The organism is Bacteroides salyersiae, assembly GCF_031172035.1.
GTDB lineage: Bacteria > Bacteroidota > Bacteroidia > Bacteroidales > Bacteroidaceae > Bacteroides > Bacteroides salyersiae.
Genome location: NZ_CP133452.1, coordinates 3,030,613 through 3,050,850, shown reverse-complemented (window position 1 = coordinate 3,050,850; position 20,238 = coordinate 3,030,613). Strand labels below are relative to the sequence as shown.

The following is a 20,238-nucleotide window of genomic DNA, read 5'->3' as shown; positions in this document are numbered from 1 at the left end:
CAATCAGAAGTCTACAAAATAAATATCATCTATAAGCACAAAAATATTTTCGCCTCCATTTATAACTTCTGTTTGATCTGTCCACACAAATCATGTACCTACAAATCCCCTATCAATTAAAGTTTAATCTATTTTAGGGAATTCAAAAATCGCAATTCAAATTACTTTTTCCAGATACTTATTATAGAATCTACTAACGAAAAATAAACTACATCTTTCTCTCCACTCAATACACTCACTCTGCGATATATCCCATGAAGAGTAAATTCTCCGACAACCAAAGCGTAAATTCTTTCGAATATGCCTAAAAACAAAACAGACAGGGAAGAGATCTAAACCTCTTCCCTTAGCAAAGCATCAATAAACAATCTTTACTATCTCTTTCCTTGTACCATCATTTACAACACATACATAAATTCCCTTCTCATATAATGGAATTGATTGTCCTGAAGTATAACTATTTTCTACAGCAATAAGTACTCCTGTTGAACTATATATTTCAATTTTAGCAGACTCTGGTACATTATTCAAAGTTAACCAATTATCTATTACTGTTCCATAAACCCCTGCATCCGAATTCGTTCCTTCAATGCCTGTTACATCACCTCCAAAAACCGGTTCAAGTGGAGCGTATGCTCCAGTAGGATCATAAGTAAAGTATTCTACATCAGCAAAGGTATTATCAAAACCAACTTCCTGTGTCAGAACACGAGATACACCTGTCAGACGCATCTCATCCACAAGGAAAGGACGTACACTGGATCCCCAGCCACCACCATTCAGAAAACGCTCATTATAAAGACTGACACGAATTTGACGACATTCAGCTGAAGTTGTATAATCCATAGAATAACTTACCATACCATCCATGTTGGAAATCTCAACCTTATTGTTCAATTCGGAATTTTGAACCTCTTCAATACAGACACTGCTCATCAAATAATCGATGGCACTATCCTTCACCTTCATTCCACCACCTGCTAAAAAAGAAAGGCTGTAAGTCTCATTAGGAGCAACATCTACAATCTGAGAAACACGACCTGCAGCCCAACCATCATTCCAAGTATAACGTTGAAGGCTCATCACATGATTATTGAAATCCAAATCATTATTAATCTCATAATTCGGAACAGTATAGAGACAATTGTACTGATCAATAGGATCAAGTTGCCAACCCTCTACACGAACTATTAAAGAATCGGAAGCACGGTAATCATACTCACCTTCAAAATCTGGGTTCTTCAACAGATTCTCGACCATATCCCCGTTCTCAACGGTCCAAGAAGCCTGATTGGCATAATCGGAAGCACGAAGGATAGCGATTTGAAGACCATCACGATAAACGAAAATACGCTGATCTGAAGTTACAGAAAAACGATAAGTGTGATACTTGCCATCGTTGTTATAAAAATGCTGGAGACCACCATCAAAAGCCGTAGCAGGATTAGGTATATTTACTTGAGTACTACCATCGTACAAGCCTACAGAAGTGGAATTGACATAAGCTTTAAAGCCGGCTCCTTCCGGGGTCACAGCAAAGGCCTCGAAAACCTTGTTCAAATTATCTGTCTTTACACGGAACTCAACCGTATAGCCATTCTCACCAGGAGTAAAACCATCTTCCTTCCCCTTAACAAAAGACTCATCGTCACCACCGGGATAAACCGGATTCTGAGAAAGATTTTTCTCTTCAAGAGGAGTTCCGTAACCCGTAACATTTACATAAGCACGTATATCACCACTGCGAAGGATAATTCGTCCTTTCGTTACTGGTAAAGTGCTATTCAGTGTTATTGTCACTTCACTTTCATGATTCGGAATTAACTCTTCTGGATATACAGAAAAGCCCTTAGAAGCCGTCACAGAAAGGGGAACATCCGCACGCAAATTAGCTGTTGATACTTTCACTGTTTTAGTCTGATTTGTTCCATCAATAGTCACATTTTTTTCAGATGGAGATAATACTGCTTCTAACGGAGCGTATGCTCCAGTAGGATCATATGTAAAGTATTCTACATCAGCAAAGGTATTATCAAAACCAACTTCCTGTGTCAGAACACGAGATACACCTGTCAGACGCATCTCATCCACAAGGAAAGGACGTACACTGGATCCCCAGCCACCACCATTCAGAAAACGCTCATTATAAAGACTGACACGAATTTGACGACATTCAGCTGAAGTTGTATAATCCATAGAATAACTTACCATACCATCCATGTTGGAAATCTCAACCTTATTGTTCAATTCGGAATTTTGAACCTCTTCAATACGGACACTGCTCATCAAATAATCGATGGCACTATCCTTCACCTTCATTCCACCACCTGCTAAAAAAGAAAGGCTGTAAGTCTCATTAGGAGCAACATCTACAATCTGAGAAACACGACCTGCAGCCCAACCATCATTCCAAGTATAACGTTGAAGGCTCATCACATGATTATTGAAATCCAAGTCATTATTAATCTCATAATTCGGAACAGTATAGAGACAATTGTACTGATCAATAGGATCAAGTTGCCAACCCTCTACACGAACTATTAAAGAATCGGAAGCACGGTAATCATACTCACCTTCAAAATCTGGGTTCTTCAACAGATTCTCGACCATATCCCCGTTCTCAACGGTCCAAGAAGCCTGATTGGCATAATCGGAAGCACGAAGGATAGCGATTTGAAGACCATCACGATAAACGAAAATACGCTGATCTGAAGTTACAGAAAAACGATAAGTGTGATACTTGCCATCGTTGTTATAAAAATGCTGGAGACCACCATCAAAAGCCGTAGCAGGATTAGGTATATTTACTTGAGTACTACCATCGTACAAGCCTACAGAAGTGGAATTGACATAAGCTTTAAAGCCGGCTCCTTCCGGGGTCACAGCAAAGGCCTCGAAAACCTTGTTCAAATTATCTGTCTTTACACGGAACTCAACCGTATAGCCATTCTCACCAGGAGTAAAACCATCTTCCTTCCCCTTAACAAAAGACTCATCGTCACCACCGGGATAAACCGGATTCTGAGAAAGATTTTTCTCTTCAAGAGGAGTTCCGTAACCCGTAACATTTACATAAGCACGTGCATCACCACTACGAAGGATAATTCGTCCTTCCGTTACTGGTAAAGTGCTATTCAGTGTAATAATAATTGTCTCCCCATTGGAACCAGCAGGCAAAGTTGCCGGATAAACTTCTAATCCAGAAGTTGCCGTCAATTTAATATCCTCCACTAAATTCTGCGCATTTAAAATAAAAGTCCCCGACTGTCCTGTTCCATTTATCACCATATGCGACTGGGTTACAGAAGATTGAGCTGCCATCAATTGCATTGATACTTTCGGTGCTCCTAACGTCACCACAATTCCGTCATCACTATCTGCACTTTGCACAGAAGCGAACGAGCTCCTCGGCATAGATAATGCCAATGCCAAGAGCGAAACAAAGAAATAATGTTTCTTCATGTTTTTCATGAATTTAAATTAATAATTAAAATATGATAGATTTCTCTAATTGCTTTTTACGATTTTCAGACTACCCAGATTACCTACACGAACCAGATATATTGCAGCCGGAAGATTGCTAATATCTAAAACATCAACCGTCGTACGAGAAAGAAGTAGTTGCCCGGTAACTGAATAGACATCGATTTTCGGCATTATACCGCCGTTCAATAAGCATATTTTCCCGTTGCCATTATCATAAACCAGCATACGAGTAATATCATCCGTCTGTGTATCGTAAATTCCGGTAGCATTCCCTGTCTCCATCACACACCAACCCACGGTTTCAGATTCAGTTCTACTCGAAGGTGTATAATCAACAAACACATCAATCGTATTAGCCCCCTTGTTTAGTACGCGTAAATTAGCAGCCGGTGACCCGTAAAGACTTTGCATTGCACCGAAGAAGGCATAGTAGGGAGCATAATAATTCTTACCATACCAGATTTGAAAAGGTGTACGCGAACTGGATGTAACCGCTGCATCTTCCGTACATCCCACCTGAATTCTATGTCCGTTCAGCAAACCTTCGCCCTGAGTCATAGCTACATAGCAAACATCTTCAGCAACAACCGGTGCAGCAACAGACTCTTCAAAAGCCAGCAACACTTCAAACCCCTCTCTTGTTACATTACGAACACGAATAGCCGTAGGCAACGCACTATTACCGGTCACCTGCGAACAAAACACAACAGGCACTTCATCGAAAGGAGTATCGAAGAAGACCTTCACAGCATTTTCGGTAACTCCCGCTACATGCCCAGCCCGGGCTGTTATGCCCCCCAATTGATATGTACCGGTTTTGGGAAATATCATATAACCCAACGTATCTTTACTAACAAAAGTCTGATTTTTATTATAATCCCAAAGCATGGGTCCAAACTCACACGCTCCTTGTGTAAGAGAGCCGATACGAGTAGTCATCGGAGTTCTCATCCGATAGGTTTGTGCACCGAGTACCATCACAGGCTTCTCTGTGTATTCCTCACCGAACAGATAAAAGCTCTGTCCCACCGAAGTTATACTACGTCCAAAAAACGGCTGGCTGGCTAAACTATTAAGAGCACCGTATTGAATGATATTCGACATTTTTTTAACCTTACCACCCAGCAAAGAACTGACGCGGTACTTCACCTCTCCTCCGTTCAGTAGTGAAGCGGAAATCAGCGGATCGATATAGGATACCTGCCCGGATTCTGTTCGACCAATCTCCGTATAAGTGCTTCCATTAACAGAGCGTTCCACCAGATAACCATCCACCAATTCATTGTTCACGTCCTCCCAACGAAGCATAATTCCATTCTGCTCCTTATCGTATTGATAGCTAAGCACGGGAGCTTCACGGACAGTCCATGTCGGAATCACCTCTGTGCTGCGGTCAAAAGCCATCTCCGCATTAAAATTGGCGTACACTTTTCCGGCAGGTGTCAAATTGAGATTCTGCCAAAAAAGAGAGCGTTTCTCTTCCACCCAATTATAAACGGAATAGCGTTCGATAAACTTACAAGTATCCATCATAGCCAAAATTTCCGTCATAAACAGACGCTGCTTTTCCTGCTGCGCAGCTTTATCAGAAGGCCAGGTTTCGTGTGTCCAGTTAGCACCGTTGTTCCACTCGGTAATCCATAGTGGCCGGCCGGTCTTCTCGTGTACCTCTTTCAATTTATTGTACCAATCCTTTACGCTACTTACCACAACAGAACCGCCCGATCCGCCCCAATAGGCATGGATAGCGACATAGTCCACACGATAGTTCCGCTTATTACACTCGGACATAAAATCATATAACCAGCCAAAATCAGTAGTAGCCGGAGAGCCCACACGCATACCGGTCTGCAAATGTTTAGGCCATTCTTTAATGGCTTGTGAAACGGAGACATTGGACTGTTCCGAATGATCGGGTTCGTTATAGCTCAGAAGATGGGTAAGGCGTTTGTCATTGAACAGCACACTCCAATCACTCTCACCGCCATACCCCCACTTTTCGGGAACAAACTCCTGATTGCGCCACAAGGTTCCTTTATTTTCAGGACCGCGACACCAGTCGGCATTCGCTCCCCAACTGTATACCCAGGTACTGTTGGTCACATCGGCCTGATCTTCAAGATATCCTTCGGGAGGATTCGTTTGGCTATTACCACCGACCCATCCTTTTTTAGAAGCCCACTCCCATTGGAATACACGGATAAAAGATACTTTTCCATTCAGTTCTGCCGGAAGTTCACGAATTTCCAAATCGGCATCATCGGCTATAAAACAACGGCTGTATCCCATACCGTCAGGCTCCGTAGCCATCGTTGCCATATAACCGCGCTTCAGCTTAAAAGAGCTGATCCGATTGTCCTGTGAAAGAGCTTGTTTCATTTCCGACTTTACTTCAGGGGCCGGATTATTGGAATAGTAAAACTCCGGAGCATATTTCGCGGAACTCCCCTTAAAGTCAGCTTCGGTAAATGCTTCAAGCGGCTGAATATCCTGACCGTAAGGAATGATCACCGTGCCCTGCTTATAAATACTGATACGTCCGTTCTTTTCCGGTTCGAACGGCTGCCCGTCGATGAGAACAGATGCTTTATATGTATCGAGTACCGCGAGCGGACGCACATTGTCGAAGAATAGCCACGCATCGGTATGGGTGAGATTCACCTTCACATTGGCAGCCAACGGCGCATCTCCGGTGAGATGCAGATCGATGGCACTATCCAGCGTTTTATCGGCTGTCAGCTTACTTTCTACCTGCACCTCTTTAGCAGTCAGTACGCTAAAGAGAGTGCAAAGCAGAACACACACACATGAAAAGAATTTTCTGATATTCATTTGCTTTTCCGGTATTAATAATTAAGATAAATAGTTATTATGGGATAACAACTTTAAGGACTTTCCTGCGATCACCGTTCTTTACGATATAAATTCCTTTGCCCGGTAAGTAAACAGTCTCTTCATCCGATTCGGCACGGAAGGAAGATACCAAGCTACCCGTCACATTGTAGACGGCCAGTTCACTGCCGGCCTCCAGTCCGCTGAAGTTCACCGCAGCTCCTTGCACCGTGTAGCTAATTTGCATATCTTCCGTCAGCAATTGTTTAAGGGAAGTTCCGGTAGTAATGTCCACCAGACGTACTTCATCAAAATCAGCCCACAAATTGATATTACCTCCCCAATCGTAAACATAACCTCCTGTCACCCCCAACTTCACAATGGCTTTCGTAGCATCGGCACTTGTAGTGAATGTATAGCTCTTTTCCACCCACTTCTCGTCCAGTTCATTGTACAGCTTCTTTTTAGTAGCCGTTTTGCCCACCTCTTCGAAAGCTACCCACGCAGGAACAATTGTCCCATTTTCGGCATGCGCTGACAAGCGGTAAAGGAAAGTCAACTCGTATTTCCTTGAAGGTTTCACATCGATAGTCTGCTGTAAACCACCGTCACCGAACCATTCGTTCGGTTTCGTCCATTCATAGCGGGCTATACGGATATACTGTTTGTTTCCGGCTTTTGCCGTATCCGAACCGGCCGGATAATAACCAATCTGCCCACGAACCATATATTTATTAAGTCCGGTATTATTATAATCATCTTTTTTATACTCTGCATCACCGGGCTTATTGGTAGCATCCCAACCGGCTACATAACTGATGCAGTTCTTCACACTATTGTTGTCGTACGAGAAAGTCTGGAATTCGGTATCTTCAAAACCAGGATTAGACAAAAGATTTGCCTGGGCATCGTTTTGGGCCATCAAAGAAGTTGTTCCAGCCAAAGAAAGCACACATAAAAAAGAAGTAAGTTTTTTCATATCACATTAGTTTTTTTAATTATATAATTGAGTTCTCCAAAATCATTCTTAATATGAATAAGACAGGAAAGCCGCTGCGTTAACAAAACCGACAAAATCGATATGCAAAAGAAGAGAAGATTTGATGAAATGGCTTCTACTATTATTTCAAAGGAGGAGAAAAAAAAAAGGTGAAAGATTCTTCAACCTTATAGAATTAATTTTCCCCCCTCTCGGGGCGATCTATGATAATCGAGAAAAGCCCGTTGTTTCACAACAACAGGCTTTTCGAACTTCTTAATCTTAAAAATACAGTCTTCATGATGTGAAAACCGCCATGTCTTGCCGTGTTTCCATAAAAAGGGAATAACGCAAGACACCTGCGAAGAAATGCTTGCGTTATTCTTTTTTATATTCTCTGCCGGAAAAGCAGGAAGCTGTGTTTATACTTACTTGATGACTACCACCCGGCTGCCCGTAATGTTGTCACCCTGAATAGTAACTACATACGTGCCTGCATTCAATGCCGAAACGGAGTAGATATTTTCGACTGTTTCAACTGAAGATACCATTTTTCCACCGGTTGCGTAAACAGAGATACGACACTTCCCGTCAAGACCTTCGATAAAGAGAGTACCGTCCACATCATACATCGTAAGAGAAGTCAGACGGGTATCCCGGATACCGACACTGGTTTGAGCAGCTTTCAAGGCTTTCTGCAAATCCTGAAGAATCTTAGTAACATCACTCTTTGCATAGTTATCCGGATTCTCTACTACCGCTTTAGCTTTAGCAAGAGCAACATTCAAAGCCGTAAATCCGTCACCGTGTGCTGCTATGAAAGCATCTGTCTCAGCAATGGCAGCATTGAGCTCCGTCAAGTCATTAGGTGCAATCACCGCACTTTCAAATTTTGCGATAGCGGCTTTCAAGGCTTCTACGGCAGCAAGAAGATCGGCTTGAGAGACTTCTACTACATCTATAGCAGCCCGAGCGGCTTCGATGGCTTTACGGTATTGTGAACGGGCAGTAACAGGATAGTTACCCGGTTTGAAACCTTCTACGGAAGCATCCAATTGTGCTTGTGCTTTGTCGATCAGCGCCTGAAGTCCGGTGCTGGCCACAAGAGCTGTTTTAAAGGTAGCAACTGCTGCATTCAGTTCGCCGGTACGGGTATCTACATCAGCTTGAGAGATGGCTTTGCGATCAATCGCTTTCACCCCGTCGATAACGGTTTTCAAGGCATCTATTACCGATTGCGGACACTGGCCTTCACCTTCGCCGATGATGGTGACAGAAGCAAGAGCCGGCTCGGCTATAACCAAAGCAGCATCGAGATTTGTAAATACAATCACAATCTTAGCATCTTTCAGAGCTTTCAGTGCATCGTTCAATGCTTTGGTGCAGGCATCAACTTCTGCCTGTGTCTTACTCAAATCAGTGTCCGCCTCTTTGGCAGCAGTCAAAGCAGCATTAAAAGCATCAATCTTTTCTTGCGGATACTGTCCGTCGAATGTACCGGCAGCCAGTTCTTTGAATTCGTCGACATCGGCAGTGGCAATAGCAGTGTGCAATGCTTTACGGTCTACCGTCAGCGCACCATTTATAAATGCCCGACGTGCTTCCTGCAAGGTATTTAAGTCTCCGATCACCGGCTCAGTGATCGCCTTGACAGCCTCAATAGCTGTTTTGAAAGCATCTACCACTTCCTGCGGACGCTGGCCCTTATCTGTTCCTACATTATCTTTCAAAGATTCGTAAAGAGCTTCGGCAGACTGAATGGCATCATCCAATACCGCTTTTACTGTTTGCTCTCCTGTATGACCAGCGAAAGCTTCTACAATTGTTCTGAACTCCTCGGTCAGTACATCACATTCGGACTGTTCGCTCACCTTGTTGGCTTTATTCTGATATTCGGTGATTTTTGCTTCAAAAGTCTCGATAGCCGTCTGGAAGAACTGACCTACCTCAATACCAACAACGGCAGCAGCAGCTTTTTCGCGAGCAGTTACTAACAAGGCTTCCAACTCGTCCTTTATCACACTATTGGGGTTAGCAAGAAAATTGTTTTCTGCTTTCTGCAGTTCGCTTGTCATTGCATTTACCTCTTCTTGAGTAGCACCTGTCAATGTTTCAGCTTTCACTATTACAGTTTCAAAATCCTCACATTTCTTATCGCTCCACTGACCGATCTCACTACCACGATCAATATTGGCAAGCGTGTTACGCGCCTTGGCAATAGCCGCCTCCAAAGCAAAGCGATTGGGGTCGTGAGGAAGATCCACAACAACGAAATGGAATTGAAGAGCATCGTTACCCGCTGCAAAAGTCTGAAGATTCCAACCTTCACCTCTATTATCGCCAATACAGGTAGAAGCATCAACGGCTGGGAAGATGTTATAGTATTTGACACCATCCACACTGGTCTCATATTTCACGTTCCAGCTTATATTGGAGCTACCCATTGTGAAGTCGGTATTCATATACAAATCACCGTTTTTAATAAGGTAACTACCATCTTCATTTCGTACTAATTCGAAATGTTCGCCTACATTACCGCTCGTCATGTTAGAAACCTGTGTAACCGCTGTTTCAGCTACATTGAAGAAGCCATTGCGTTTACGACCCTGGACACGTACTTTTCCACCATCAGTAACAAATATTTCCGAAGACAGGAATTTGCCAACAGCTCCATTTAAAGCATCAATAGCAGCAGTAATCTCACTCTGGTCAGTAGCGGATTTCACCACGTCTTTGGCGGCAGCAATCGCTACATTCAGAGCATCCACCGCCTTCTGAGGATAGTTACCTATTGCTTCACCAACAACAGCACCAGCCACTATCTTTTCAGCTTTCGAAATGATATTCTCCAATCCGAAAGTGATCAGTTCACCCTCAACAGCTTCTTTAACAATCCACCAGCTATTTCCTACATTGCCTTTATTTCCATACACTTCCGAACCGTCGGTCATGTTATCGGTACCTAAGAAGTTAACACCGGTATATTCTCTGAAACGTACTGTTCCTTCTTGAACACTTACCAGTTCGGTAGTAAATTTAGCTTCGCTCGATGTAGGATCATTCCCTATCTGGATACGCCAACCGTTGCGGGTGACATATCTACCGTCTGATAATTGCAGGTTATAGACATTCTTCTCGCCTTCCACTTCGATCAACCGGAATTTCTGCGCATCAGATGCCACGGGTGTCTGAACAGATAAACCGGCTCCCGAAACTCCCAACAACAGATTGGATGAATAGTGGATCAGGTAATACTGTTTTTCCGGATCCGTCTTAATAACAATTTGTCCGTTTTTGAATTGTCCGATAGCTTCATTGAGCTCTTTTGCAGCAGCATTAATTTCTGTTTGTTCTGTAGCGTTTAAAGCTTCATGAGCAGCCGCTATCGCAGCTTGTAGAATATCAACAACCTCCTGCGGATAATTACCCGACAGATTGCCAACTACGGCATCAGCCAACAGTTTCTCTGCTTCCGAAATCGCTTTTTCCAATGTACTTGTAATCAATTCACCGTCCCTCACTTCCATAAGCGTCCACCAACTCTTCTCTACATCACCTTTATTGGCATACACCCCGGAACCTTCCGTAAGCTCATCGGTACCCAAATAGCCATTTCCGGTTTTATACTCTTTAAATCTTAAAAGCTTTTTAGCAGAGTTAGCCAACTCTATAATAAACTTAGCACCATCCACATCCGGATTACTCCCGGTTTGAACACGCCATCCATTGCGAGTGATGTAACTTCCGTCAGCTAAACGAATATTATAAATATTCTTTTCACCCGTTGCCTCAACCAAGGTAAACTTCTGCGCATCAGAAGCGGAGGGAGATTTAATAGTCGCTTCACTATTCTCAACATTCAATAATAAATTTGTTGGGAAATGAACAAAATAATATTTCTTAGTAGGGTCAACATCTATAATTTTCTGTGAAGCATTAAACACGCTGACTGCCTCATTCAGAGTGCCAACAGCAGCATTCACAGCCGACTGATCATCGGAATCAAGAAAACCTTTGGCTGTAGTGATGGCAGCTTTCAAAGCATCGAATGCAATTTGAGGATACTGCCCGATGCCATCACCGACAGGTGCTTTATCCAATAACTCTTCGGCAGTCTTAATCGCATTCTCGAGAGCAATGGTAATCGCTCCTTCAGGAGCTTCACTCAATGTCCAGTAATGTTTACCGTCCGTACCGCTTTTGTCTGCATATACTCCGGAATTCTCATTGTTATCATCTGTACCCAAACAAGACTTTTGAGAATTTTTTGCAAACATCCCTACGTTCTGTAACTTCACATAATCATCATAAGCCGGCAACAACTTGAATTTTGCTAAATCGTCCGCAGTATCGCCTCCCAATATCGGAGTATAATATCCATCACTCATTATATACTGCCCGGAGGAGACTTCTTTTATGTTATAGACACCCTCTTCGCCGATTACCGGAACAAATTCAAACTTCTGCATCGTACTGGCACCGGGAGACATCATCTTAAATGCCGTGCCATCAAGACTTAACAGATAGCCACTGGAATGCGCAATAAGATACGCTTTCCCCGTCGCAGGATTCGTGATTGGCTCGGCAAACATCTGTTGCGCAAGCAAACACATCAAAACTAAAATCAGAGATTGTAATTTTCTCATAATAGTTCACATTTTGGAGTTAATAATTAAATTTTGTTTATGGTTCTCATTATATTTATTACGGTAGAAGTATTTTCAGATGACAAACATGTCCGGACAGAACAATTTCGGCCAAATACACCCCCGAAGGCAAAGCGGAAACATCCACTCGATGCCCGGATGCTTCGGGCAGCACTTCACTATAAAGCAAAACTCCTGATAAAGAATATATATTGACGCAAACATTCGTTTCGGCCGCCGGCAGTTTAAACTGAAGTTGCCTTCTGTCCGTCAGCAAGCATCGTACCTCTTTTTGGGTATGCGTGGAACTCATTCCCGTTACATCCAACACAGACTTCTCTAACTTCCAGTGCAGATTTCTGACCTGCAAAAAGAGAGCGTCGCGTTCTATCACCTTTCCGTTTTCCACACTGGCATACCCGCCGGTGGCACTATTTTGCAACACATATGTATCTTCGTCCACCGGCAGTGGAATCCACAATTGCGTATGAGCCTCTTCGTTGATACGCTCCACGACCACCGGAGTATTGGCACCACGTGACTGCATCACGCAACGGGCAAAGTGATTGTAAAAACGGAAACCACCATCGGAGATGGGCTGAATACTCCATTGCTGCGCATAATAATCCTCTATCGGATTTTCTAAAATCACAGCGGCACCGATATGGCTGGCACTGCGATCAATACTTGCCACCCGATCGGGATAGGACAGGCTGATCAAGGAGTAATAATAACCGGCATCGGCAGTAAAAGCGGGAAGATCGGGATCTATTTCGGGTTGCACAGTCTCTTCCGTCATTTCCAGATACCATTGCTGACTGCGCAATTCGCGGGGAGATGCCTTAGACTCTATCAACTTATTTCCATCAGCGGCAGAACCGTTGTAATTCTCGATGGCACAACCGGAACGGATATTGACCAGGGCAAATACATCAGGATGTACCGGCACGATCTCCCACAATTGTGACAGGTCGGTAAAATCGGGTTTCACCTGCACGAGACTGGTGTTTTGCCCGCTACCACATGCCGCCAATCCCGAATGACGATTGATCAGGATAAAGCGTCCAGTAGCTACCTCCCTGACAATCCAATCTTGGGTAACACGGCTATTGGACAGACTCCACGAAACCAGTTTCGCACGTTCGGCTGTCGATTCCTCTTCCACATCCATCACATTGCTGGTGTGACGGTTCATTATATGGTAATAATAGTTGGAAACTTCAAACGGCCGGAGTTCTTCTTCTTCCTCATCTTCCTCACCGAAACTATCGGTAAGAAATGCCACGCGGTTCTTGATATAGGTTTTCAGATAATCCACACCGCCGGTGTAGGTATCATACAGTTTCGTTTCAAGATATACCCGTTTATCAAGCACTTTCCAGCGATTGAAGTTAAGTGCTTGGGAGCGATCGATCAAAGAAGCAGTCTCCGACACATAAGTAAGTAAATGCTCTTCCACGCCGGAAGCCACCAGCTCTTTCCATCTTTCGTTGACAGCATGTCTGAACCAAGGATCTTTCCACATCTGCTGAACCCAATCCTTAGGGTTATGGGCGGCTTCACGCATTAATTTGTTAGTGGCATCGCCCAAGCGGTTGTCATTATTGAAAGCAATGTCATAATCCCATAACGGACCGAAATAGAGATGCTTATCCTCACGTTTCTTATAAATATAAGTACTCCAGAAAGAATCGGAATTACCGACCAGCTCACAGGCTATGTACCAATCGATCAACGACTTTTCGTCGATCCATGCCCGATACCCCTCTTCCGGGTCGGTAAACTGAGCAGAGAAGAGCACGTCTTCAAAATTACAGATATAATCGGTAATATATCTGCGTTGCTTCATGTTGATTTCGTCATCCTTCGGATACTTCACAGTCACTTTCAGCCCCTTCGGCGTCTGAAACCATACGGGTTCCGAAGAAGCAAAGCCGTCCAGTTCGATCAGATATCCGCCCGTGATGGCGGGTTCTTCCGTATCCGTGGTTTCCTGTTCTTCTACCGGTACACGGCCTTTCGCCACTTCCACCTGATCGGAAACCATGTAATTGCCCATGAACTCTCCGTTGAGCACCACATCCACAAAGCGGACAGCAGGCGTAAACTCCATTCCCAAAAATGAACTGACCTCAAAGGCCACGGCATTGCGCATCAGTGTCTTATCGGCATAGTTAGCCAATAAGACCCAACTTTTCGCCTTGGCATTCAGATTCAGCAGGCGCGTTTTCGAATCGAACTTAATACGATAGGGTTTCTTCGCCATCCCCCAAGTGGAATTTCCACGACCGCGAATGCCTAATAGGGCATCGGTCATACACTCCTTTTTATCACTGCTGACAATGGTCAGCTTACCGGATACATAATCTTTTTTTCCGATGGTAGCATTGGGATTATCCGTTTCAATGTAGAAAGTAGGCAGTTGGGTGTATTGTTCCTGCGCCCAAACAGACAAATGGATAATAACAAAGTAAAAAGCACAAAGTAATGTTTTCCTCATGGCTATACTTTTAAAGTTAACTAATTCAATTTTTAAGAGACAGTGCACCCGGCTATCCCTCATTTTTGACGGAAGCAAAGATAGAGCAATCGAATGCGATAAGCGGTAGAATTTTATTCCACAAAAGTGGACAAAAAGGAGGTCAACCCCGTTTCTGGGGCTTTAGAGAAGTATTTGAAAGATTATTCGACCTGACGTCGGAAGTGGTTGCCGGTTCGGCGTAGATAGCATCCCCCTGAAATGCACCGGCAAATTCGCGGACGGAGAACTTCACCGGTTCAACCATAAATTCGGGGATATTAAAGGACTTGAGAAAGCAAGCATAAAAGCCCGTTTCCTCCTGAGGAAGAATAAAAGGTTTGGTAAACCGGCCGGCCGTAGTAAAACCGGCAATATAAGGGCGCGTATAGGAACCGTCGTCACGACGCGAGCTGAATACAATCCACCGGCCGTTGGACGACCAACTGTGGTAGCTCTCCACGTCCCGGCTATTCACCTCTTCCAACGGACGGACGCTTTTAGTCCGGAGATTCATCAGATAAAGATCGGCACTTTTGTGCCAAATATGAAAAGTGCCGTAATCGGCTTCTGTAAATAATAGGTAGTTGCCATCGGGAGACACACGCGGAAACGTAGCACTCCGCCCGCGCATAGCGGCGTTGTACACCGTATCGGGAGAACCGAAAGTCATCGTCTCCGCGTCGAAAGGAATTCTCATTATATTATATTTCAAGTCGCGGTATCTCATGCCCATCTCCGCCGACCGGTCCTTGCCGGACGGCCGGAAAAAAGCGGCGGCATAATACAGCATCCGCCCGTCCGGCGACCAGGAGGGAAAAGTTGCCAATGAATTCGAATCATTCAGTACCACCGTGAGCCGGTTGGAATCGACATCGTAAAGCACCAGACCGGAATAAGTATCTTGTACCTCTACCTTCTGCAAATCCTTAGAATGGAACAACTGCCCGGTTTTGTTGACAGAGTAGGCAATCAGATTCCGTACAGGATGCCAGGCCGGATAGACTCCGCCCGAAACGGTTTCCTCTGTTTTCAGGTTTACTTTCCGCAGTTTTCCTCCGGACGCTATCACCGTACCACCATAATCCCCCCTGCCGTGAAACTGCATATGATCTGTCCGGTAATTCTGGTAGGAATGGCAATTGATGCACTGTGATTTCCCTTTCCCTCCAAGCACTTGGTTGTTATAGATATCGCATTCGTCGAAGCTTGTCAAGTCGCGTTGCCTGATGGACAGTTCACCGTAAGTCACATACGAAGGCTCTATCAGGCGGTAAGAGAGATAGCCGTCAATGGGATTGGGAGAGACACTATTTTTGATAACCGGATATTTATACCAAATGCCCTGTTTTTTCAGATAGATTTCAAACTTAATCTCACTTCCCTTATTGGCATCCAGCAAAGAACGCCATAATTTGAGTTCAACCTTCACATCTCGGTCATAGCAATATAATTTCTCGCCACTGCTACCGCTGATACAAGTGAGATAATCATCCGCCTCCTCTTGTATACGGAAATTCAGCGGCGCTATATTACAAGGAATCACGGTGTCGCGATAATCGGGCTCTATCCGGATGGTGGTCATCATATCGACATACTGGTCCGGCACGGCTTCACGGCAACCGTTGAACAACATCAATAACAAAATGATATATACATATTTTTTCATATTATTCCTCCTCATTATCAGAAAGGTCTCAACATATCGTTCATATTAGGGCATACGGCCATACATTCCATTTCGATCAGCCAGCCGGGACGACATACAGGCGCCAATACATATATTGCCGGTACCTCCGGAAGCATGGACTCGATGAAAGGTTTGATAACCGGATAATCCGCCGGGTCGCGCAAATAAACAATCAGTTGGGCGAGGTCATCAAAATTCGCTCCCCCCTCACTCAACAAGCCGAGTATATTCATCAGCGCCCGTTTGGCCTGCGCCATCACATCCTGCGGATAGAGAATCTCGCCATGCTTGTCAATGCTGGCCGTACCGGATATAAAAATATGATTCCGATCGCCATAATTCACGATGCTACCCCGCTCAAAGGTCACCCCATAGTTACTGGTCGGACTGAGATATTCCAAAGCATGCAGATAATTCAATTGCCCCCGGGACATTCCCCGGATGGCATAAGCGTCCATATAAACCAAAGATTGCGGCAGGCGAAAACGCCCTTCGATTCCGGTACTGGCAATGTAATGAGTGTGTTCCGTAAGCCCTTCTTCATCGAATACCTCTTTACGGGCACGCACCATGCCGGCATAATGCGTATCGACTCCCTGCACATAGATCCATGTGCGTACCAGCTCATCGGCAAACGAAAGATTTCCCTGTTTCAAGGAGGTACGCAAATCGTTAAATAACTCGAGTGTCTGTGTATATTCACCAGTGTCTGCCGTACTATTCAAGCCAGTGTAATAATAATGTTCATAGCCCGAATGTTTCATAACGGTCAGGCCGTCGGCATCTTCCACCGTCGCATCTTCTACAAAATAGCACCAAAGCGCCACTTTGGCATAATCGAGCGGCGCCTGTCCGGTAATGGAAAGGGCACCCGGCAGGTCGTGTTTCAACAATTGCCACTGGTTAGCCGGATCGCTCATAAAATAGCGACGAAAGACTAAAGACATATTCTTGCCGGCAATGCCGTCGGCAGACAATATCCCGACAGCCGTTTCCAGATTTTTTATCTGTTCGGCCGCATTCAGTGAGGTATTCAGCGTGTGCAACATGGCATGGCATTCGGTTGAGCCTGTCTCCGTTCCGAAAAACGAAAGTTGCACTTCCACGGAAATGCTTTTCAATATTATGGTTCTGTATCTCATTGTATATAGCTGTTTTTTGTTGGTTTATGTTGTTCTTTTTATGGATTCTGATTTTATTTTTTAGGGGATAACTCATATTACTCTTTTCAATGGAGATTTCCGTTGCCGGACCTCCCTGTTTCAATCGGTCTTTATATCATTCACAAAAAAATAGTAGAACCAGAAGGTGTCACCGAACCGTTGTCGGAAGAGCGTCACACCCTGTTCGTCTGTTTCTCCATTCAGAGTCTCCACCAGTTGCATAAATTCTCCGAAACGGGCGACGACCGGAGAAGATGTACCGGCCAGAGCAATAATTTCCTGTTTCAGTGGCTCATTCTTTTCCAACCCGGCATACAGCAAAGCCGCTTCGAGCACATGTACCGGAATCTTCTTTCCTTTCAATTGGCTGACGTAAACCGGAAATTTCTTCCAAAAGGCAGCCACGGACTTCGTGATCAGGATGGAAGCCATAGAAAGCTCCAACATACCGGATGTTCCGGACTCCAAATTGGCGTAATGATTCAATATGTTCGATTCGACCACCGAATTATCCTCCCACAACGTATTCTCGTACTGCTGCAAGGCATATATGGGTTTGTAATCGGAATCATTTTTCAGTGATTCCGCGTGTTCCAGATACGATTCATACTTCTCCGCCCAACTCCTGTGAAACCAAGCCTTTTTGAGCAGGCCGAGATATTTACGGGCCAACTCACATTCCCGGTTGAAAACAGCCACTCGCGCCAACCATTTCAAACTTCCGGCACTGACACCCTGCTGTACCAATTGCTCCATCGCCCACCGGTAGCAAAAGTTCAACCGCCCGAAATAATAATAAATCCGCGGTGCGCTGATGCCCGTCATTTTCAACCCTAAGGGAATATTCAGAGGTTCCGAACCATCGGGATAGGTAAACATGCCATCGCACAAACGCCCCGTGCGATACAAAGCAATATTACGGTACATAATGAGAATCCGTGTGGGACGGGGCGTTTCCGAAGCCACAGCGAGCACCTTCTGCCAGTCTTCCCGCTCCATGGCCCGTTCCATTTTCAGTTGGGCATGGAAGTTCACATCTTTATAAGTAAAATGCCAGGAGGCCCACAGCAAACCAATAATGATGCCGCTACTCAGAAAAACGGCTCTCTTTGCCCACCTCCCGGCTGCTTCATAAGCGGGACTCAGAAACAGCAACAACACAAGCGATAGCAAAATCAAGAATAGAATATGACAGAATCGCCCTCCTTTTTCACCGATCTCCAAAGGTAGCCCCATCAGATAAGCAGAAGACAGGTCGACACGTTCATAGAACAACAGAACACATCCCACAGGCAGCAGCAACCCGAATAAGACAGCCCATCCCGCAACGGCCCAATTCCTGCGCACGGAAACGGAAACATCGGAAAATATCATCAACCCGACAGCAAACAGCGAGTAAAACCCGATCAACGGATACCCGGTCAGCAGGACAAGGCTTATATAAAGAATCCGGCTCCAAAGTTTTTGACATGCCTTATATCCCCCCAATACGGCCACCGAAAATATCCCTCCCAACAGTTGCGAATAAATCATTCCGGAATCACGAAGAATATACATCCGATAATCCAACCGGGCAATCAACAACAGAAACAGTAGAGAAGGAATCAAAGCCAACAGCCGGCAATCGGACGGAATATTCATTACCCGGCAAACCAGAAACTGAAGTAAAAAGAACAATACAACCAACAGAAAAGCTCCTAACCACGGTTCATAGCAAAACTGAAGAAAAAAATCTCCCATATAGAGTAGGAATCCACCCGGCAAAGCCAACGATTCCAGAAAAAAATCTTTTCCCGGCAAGAAAATGGATAACTCCTGCATGCCAAACAATAAATCAACTTTATAGACTCCCAGAATATAACAAATATAGAAGCAGACAGCAATCATGCCACCTACATTAATTCCCCTGGCTCCTCCCGAACCAACAGAACTTTCTATATCAACTATACTTCTTTTCATTTATCTACAAAAGTTCAAAATCCTGCAAAAATTAACCAAAAGCAAACATAGCCAACTTTAATATAGAAAGCGGATAATTTTATTTCATTCTCCACCATTTCTATCTATAATCCGTCCACTATAAAGAATATTCCACCAAAATGACAGAATTTTAGCCCCATTCTCCGCCCTTATATTTAACTCATTCAATAAAAGCATATATAAATAAGAATCTCTTTCCTCGAATAAAACACCCAAACCCAATATTTACAAAGAATAGTCCTCGAATGAAAATCAATTAAAATCCCCATTTACCAATTATCCGTTTTCATTACAATCCGTATTTCTTTCCGTCTTTCGCTTTCATGTAGGTTGTCACATCTCACGAATGTCCGATTGGTTCCTCGGTGAGAAACACTTCATTCCTCTACGAGAATCAAGTTGTTTCTCTACGATGATCGGATCGAATCTCGTAGAGAAAATAACGCCATTACATAACACACTAATTATCAACGTACTACAAACGCAAGAAAATGTTATATATTTTCAGTATCCAAACCCTTCATTTTTTCTTTCCTCACCTGTCATTCTCATTCTGAAATAGCAACAAATATAAGATCTTTCGGTATATAAATTCTGGTGCTGTATTTTTTATAATGGAAAAGTATATATTCTTTTCCTATAGAAATATAGACTTTTATAGGTTAAAAGTATAGACTAATGCAATGAAAGATCTATGCTCTTACACAGTATCAAACAATGTTTAATTATGCTTTGATATACTCAAAGAAAACATCTTTCTATTTTTGCATAAACAATATCACAAATTTTGAAATAAAAGCCTAAATATAATTCTATATGTCTATTTCATAAGTATTGAAAGCAAACGTAGGTATCTTTACCGAAGTAAAGAGGATAATATTATTCCATTATCCACTACACACAACCCTAAAACCTCTTTTGAAAGAAAATTCCCCCTTAAATGA

At 43.8% G+C, this 20,238-nt stretch carries 8 protein-coding genes; all 8 read right to left on the bottom strand.

The features are described 5' to 3' along the window. Positions 1–357: 357 nt before the first annotated feature. Complete coding sequence (locus RB604_RS11155; RefSeq protein ID WP_309004960.1) at positions 358–3,462, bottom strand: T9SS type A sorting domain-containing protein; 3,105 nt, start codon at positions 3,460–3,462, stop codon at positions 358–360. A 45-nt stretch (positions 3,463–3,507) separates the two neighbouring features. Then, complete coding sequence (locus RB604_RS11150) at positions 3,508–6,318, bottom strand: glycosyl hydrolase (protein WP_007478248.1); 2,811 nt, start codon at positions 6,316–6,318, stop codon at positions 3,508–3,510. 37 nt (positions 6,319–6,355) lie between these two features. Continuing rightward, complete coding sequence (locus RB604_RS11145) at positions 6,356–7,297, bottom strand: T9SS type A sorting domain-containing protein (RefSeq protein ID WP_021936705.1); 942 nt, start codon at positions 7,295–7,297, stop codon at positions 6,356–6,358. Between the two features lie 428 nt (positions 7,298–7,725). Continuing rightward, positions 7,726–11,943, bottom strand: a complete 4,218-nt coding sequence (locus RB604_RS11140; protein WP_122282080.1) for a DUF4972 domain-containing protein — start codon at positions 11,941–11,943, stop codon at positions 7,726–7,728. A gap of 58 nt (positions 11,944–12,001) precedes the next feature. Then, a complete protein-coding gene (locus RB604_RS11135) occupies positions 12,002–14,443 on the bottom strand; it encodes a CotH kinase family protein (RefSeq protein ID WP_007478253.1) in 2,442 nt (813 codons plus the stop codon). Between the two features lie 142 nt (positions 14,444–14,585). Then, positions 14,586–16,130 (bottom strand): TolB family protein, encoded by a 1,545-nt coding sequence (locus tag RB604_RS11130; protein ID WP_007478254.1) that lies wholly within the window; start codon positions 16,128–16,130, stop codon positions 14,586–14,588. A 17-nt stretch (positions 16,131–16,147) separates the two neighbouring features. Beyond that, on the bottom strand, positions 16,148–17,293 hold the full coding sequence (locus tag RB604_RS11125; RefSeq protein WP_070102092.1) for a Rid family hydrolase: 1,146 nt from the start codon (positions 17,291–17,293) through the stop codon (positions 16,148–16,150). Between the two features lie 120 nt (positions 17,294–17,413). Beyond that, the gene (locus RB604_RS11120) at positions 17,414–19,273 is read right to left on the bottom strand and encodes a DUF6057 family protein (RefSeq protein ID WP_055295533.1); all 1,860 of its coding nucleotides are present in this window, start codon (positions 19,271–19,273) and stop codon (positions 17,414–17,416) included. Positions 19,274–20,238: the final 965 nt, after the last annotated feature.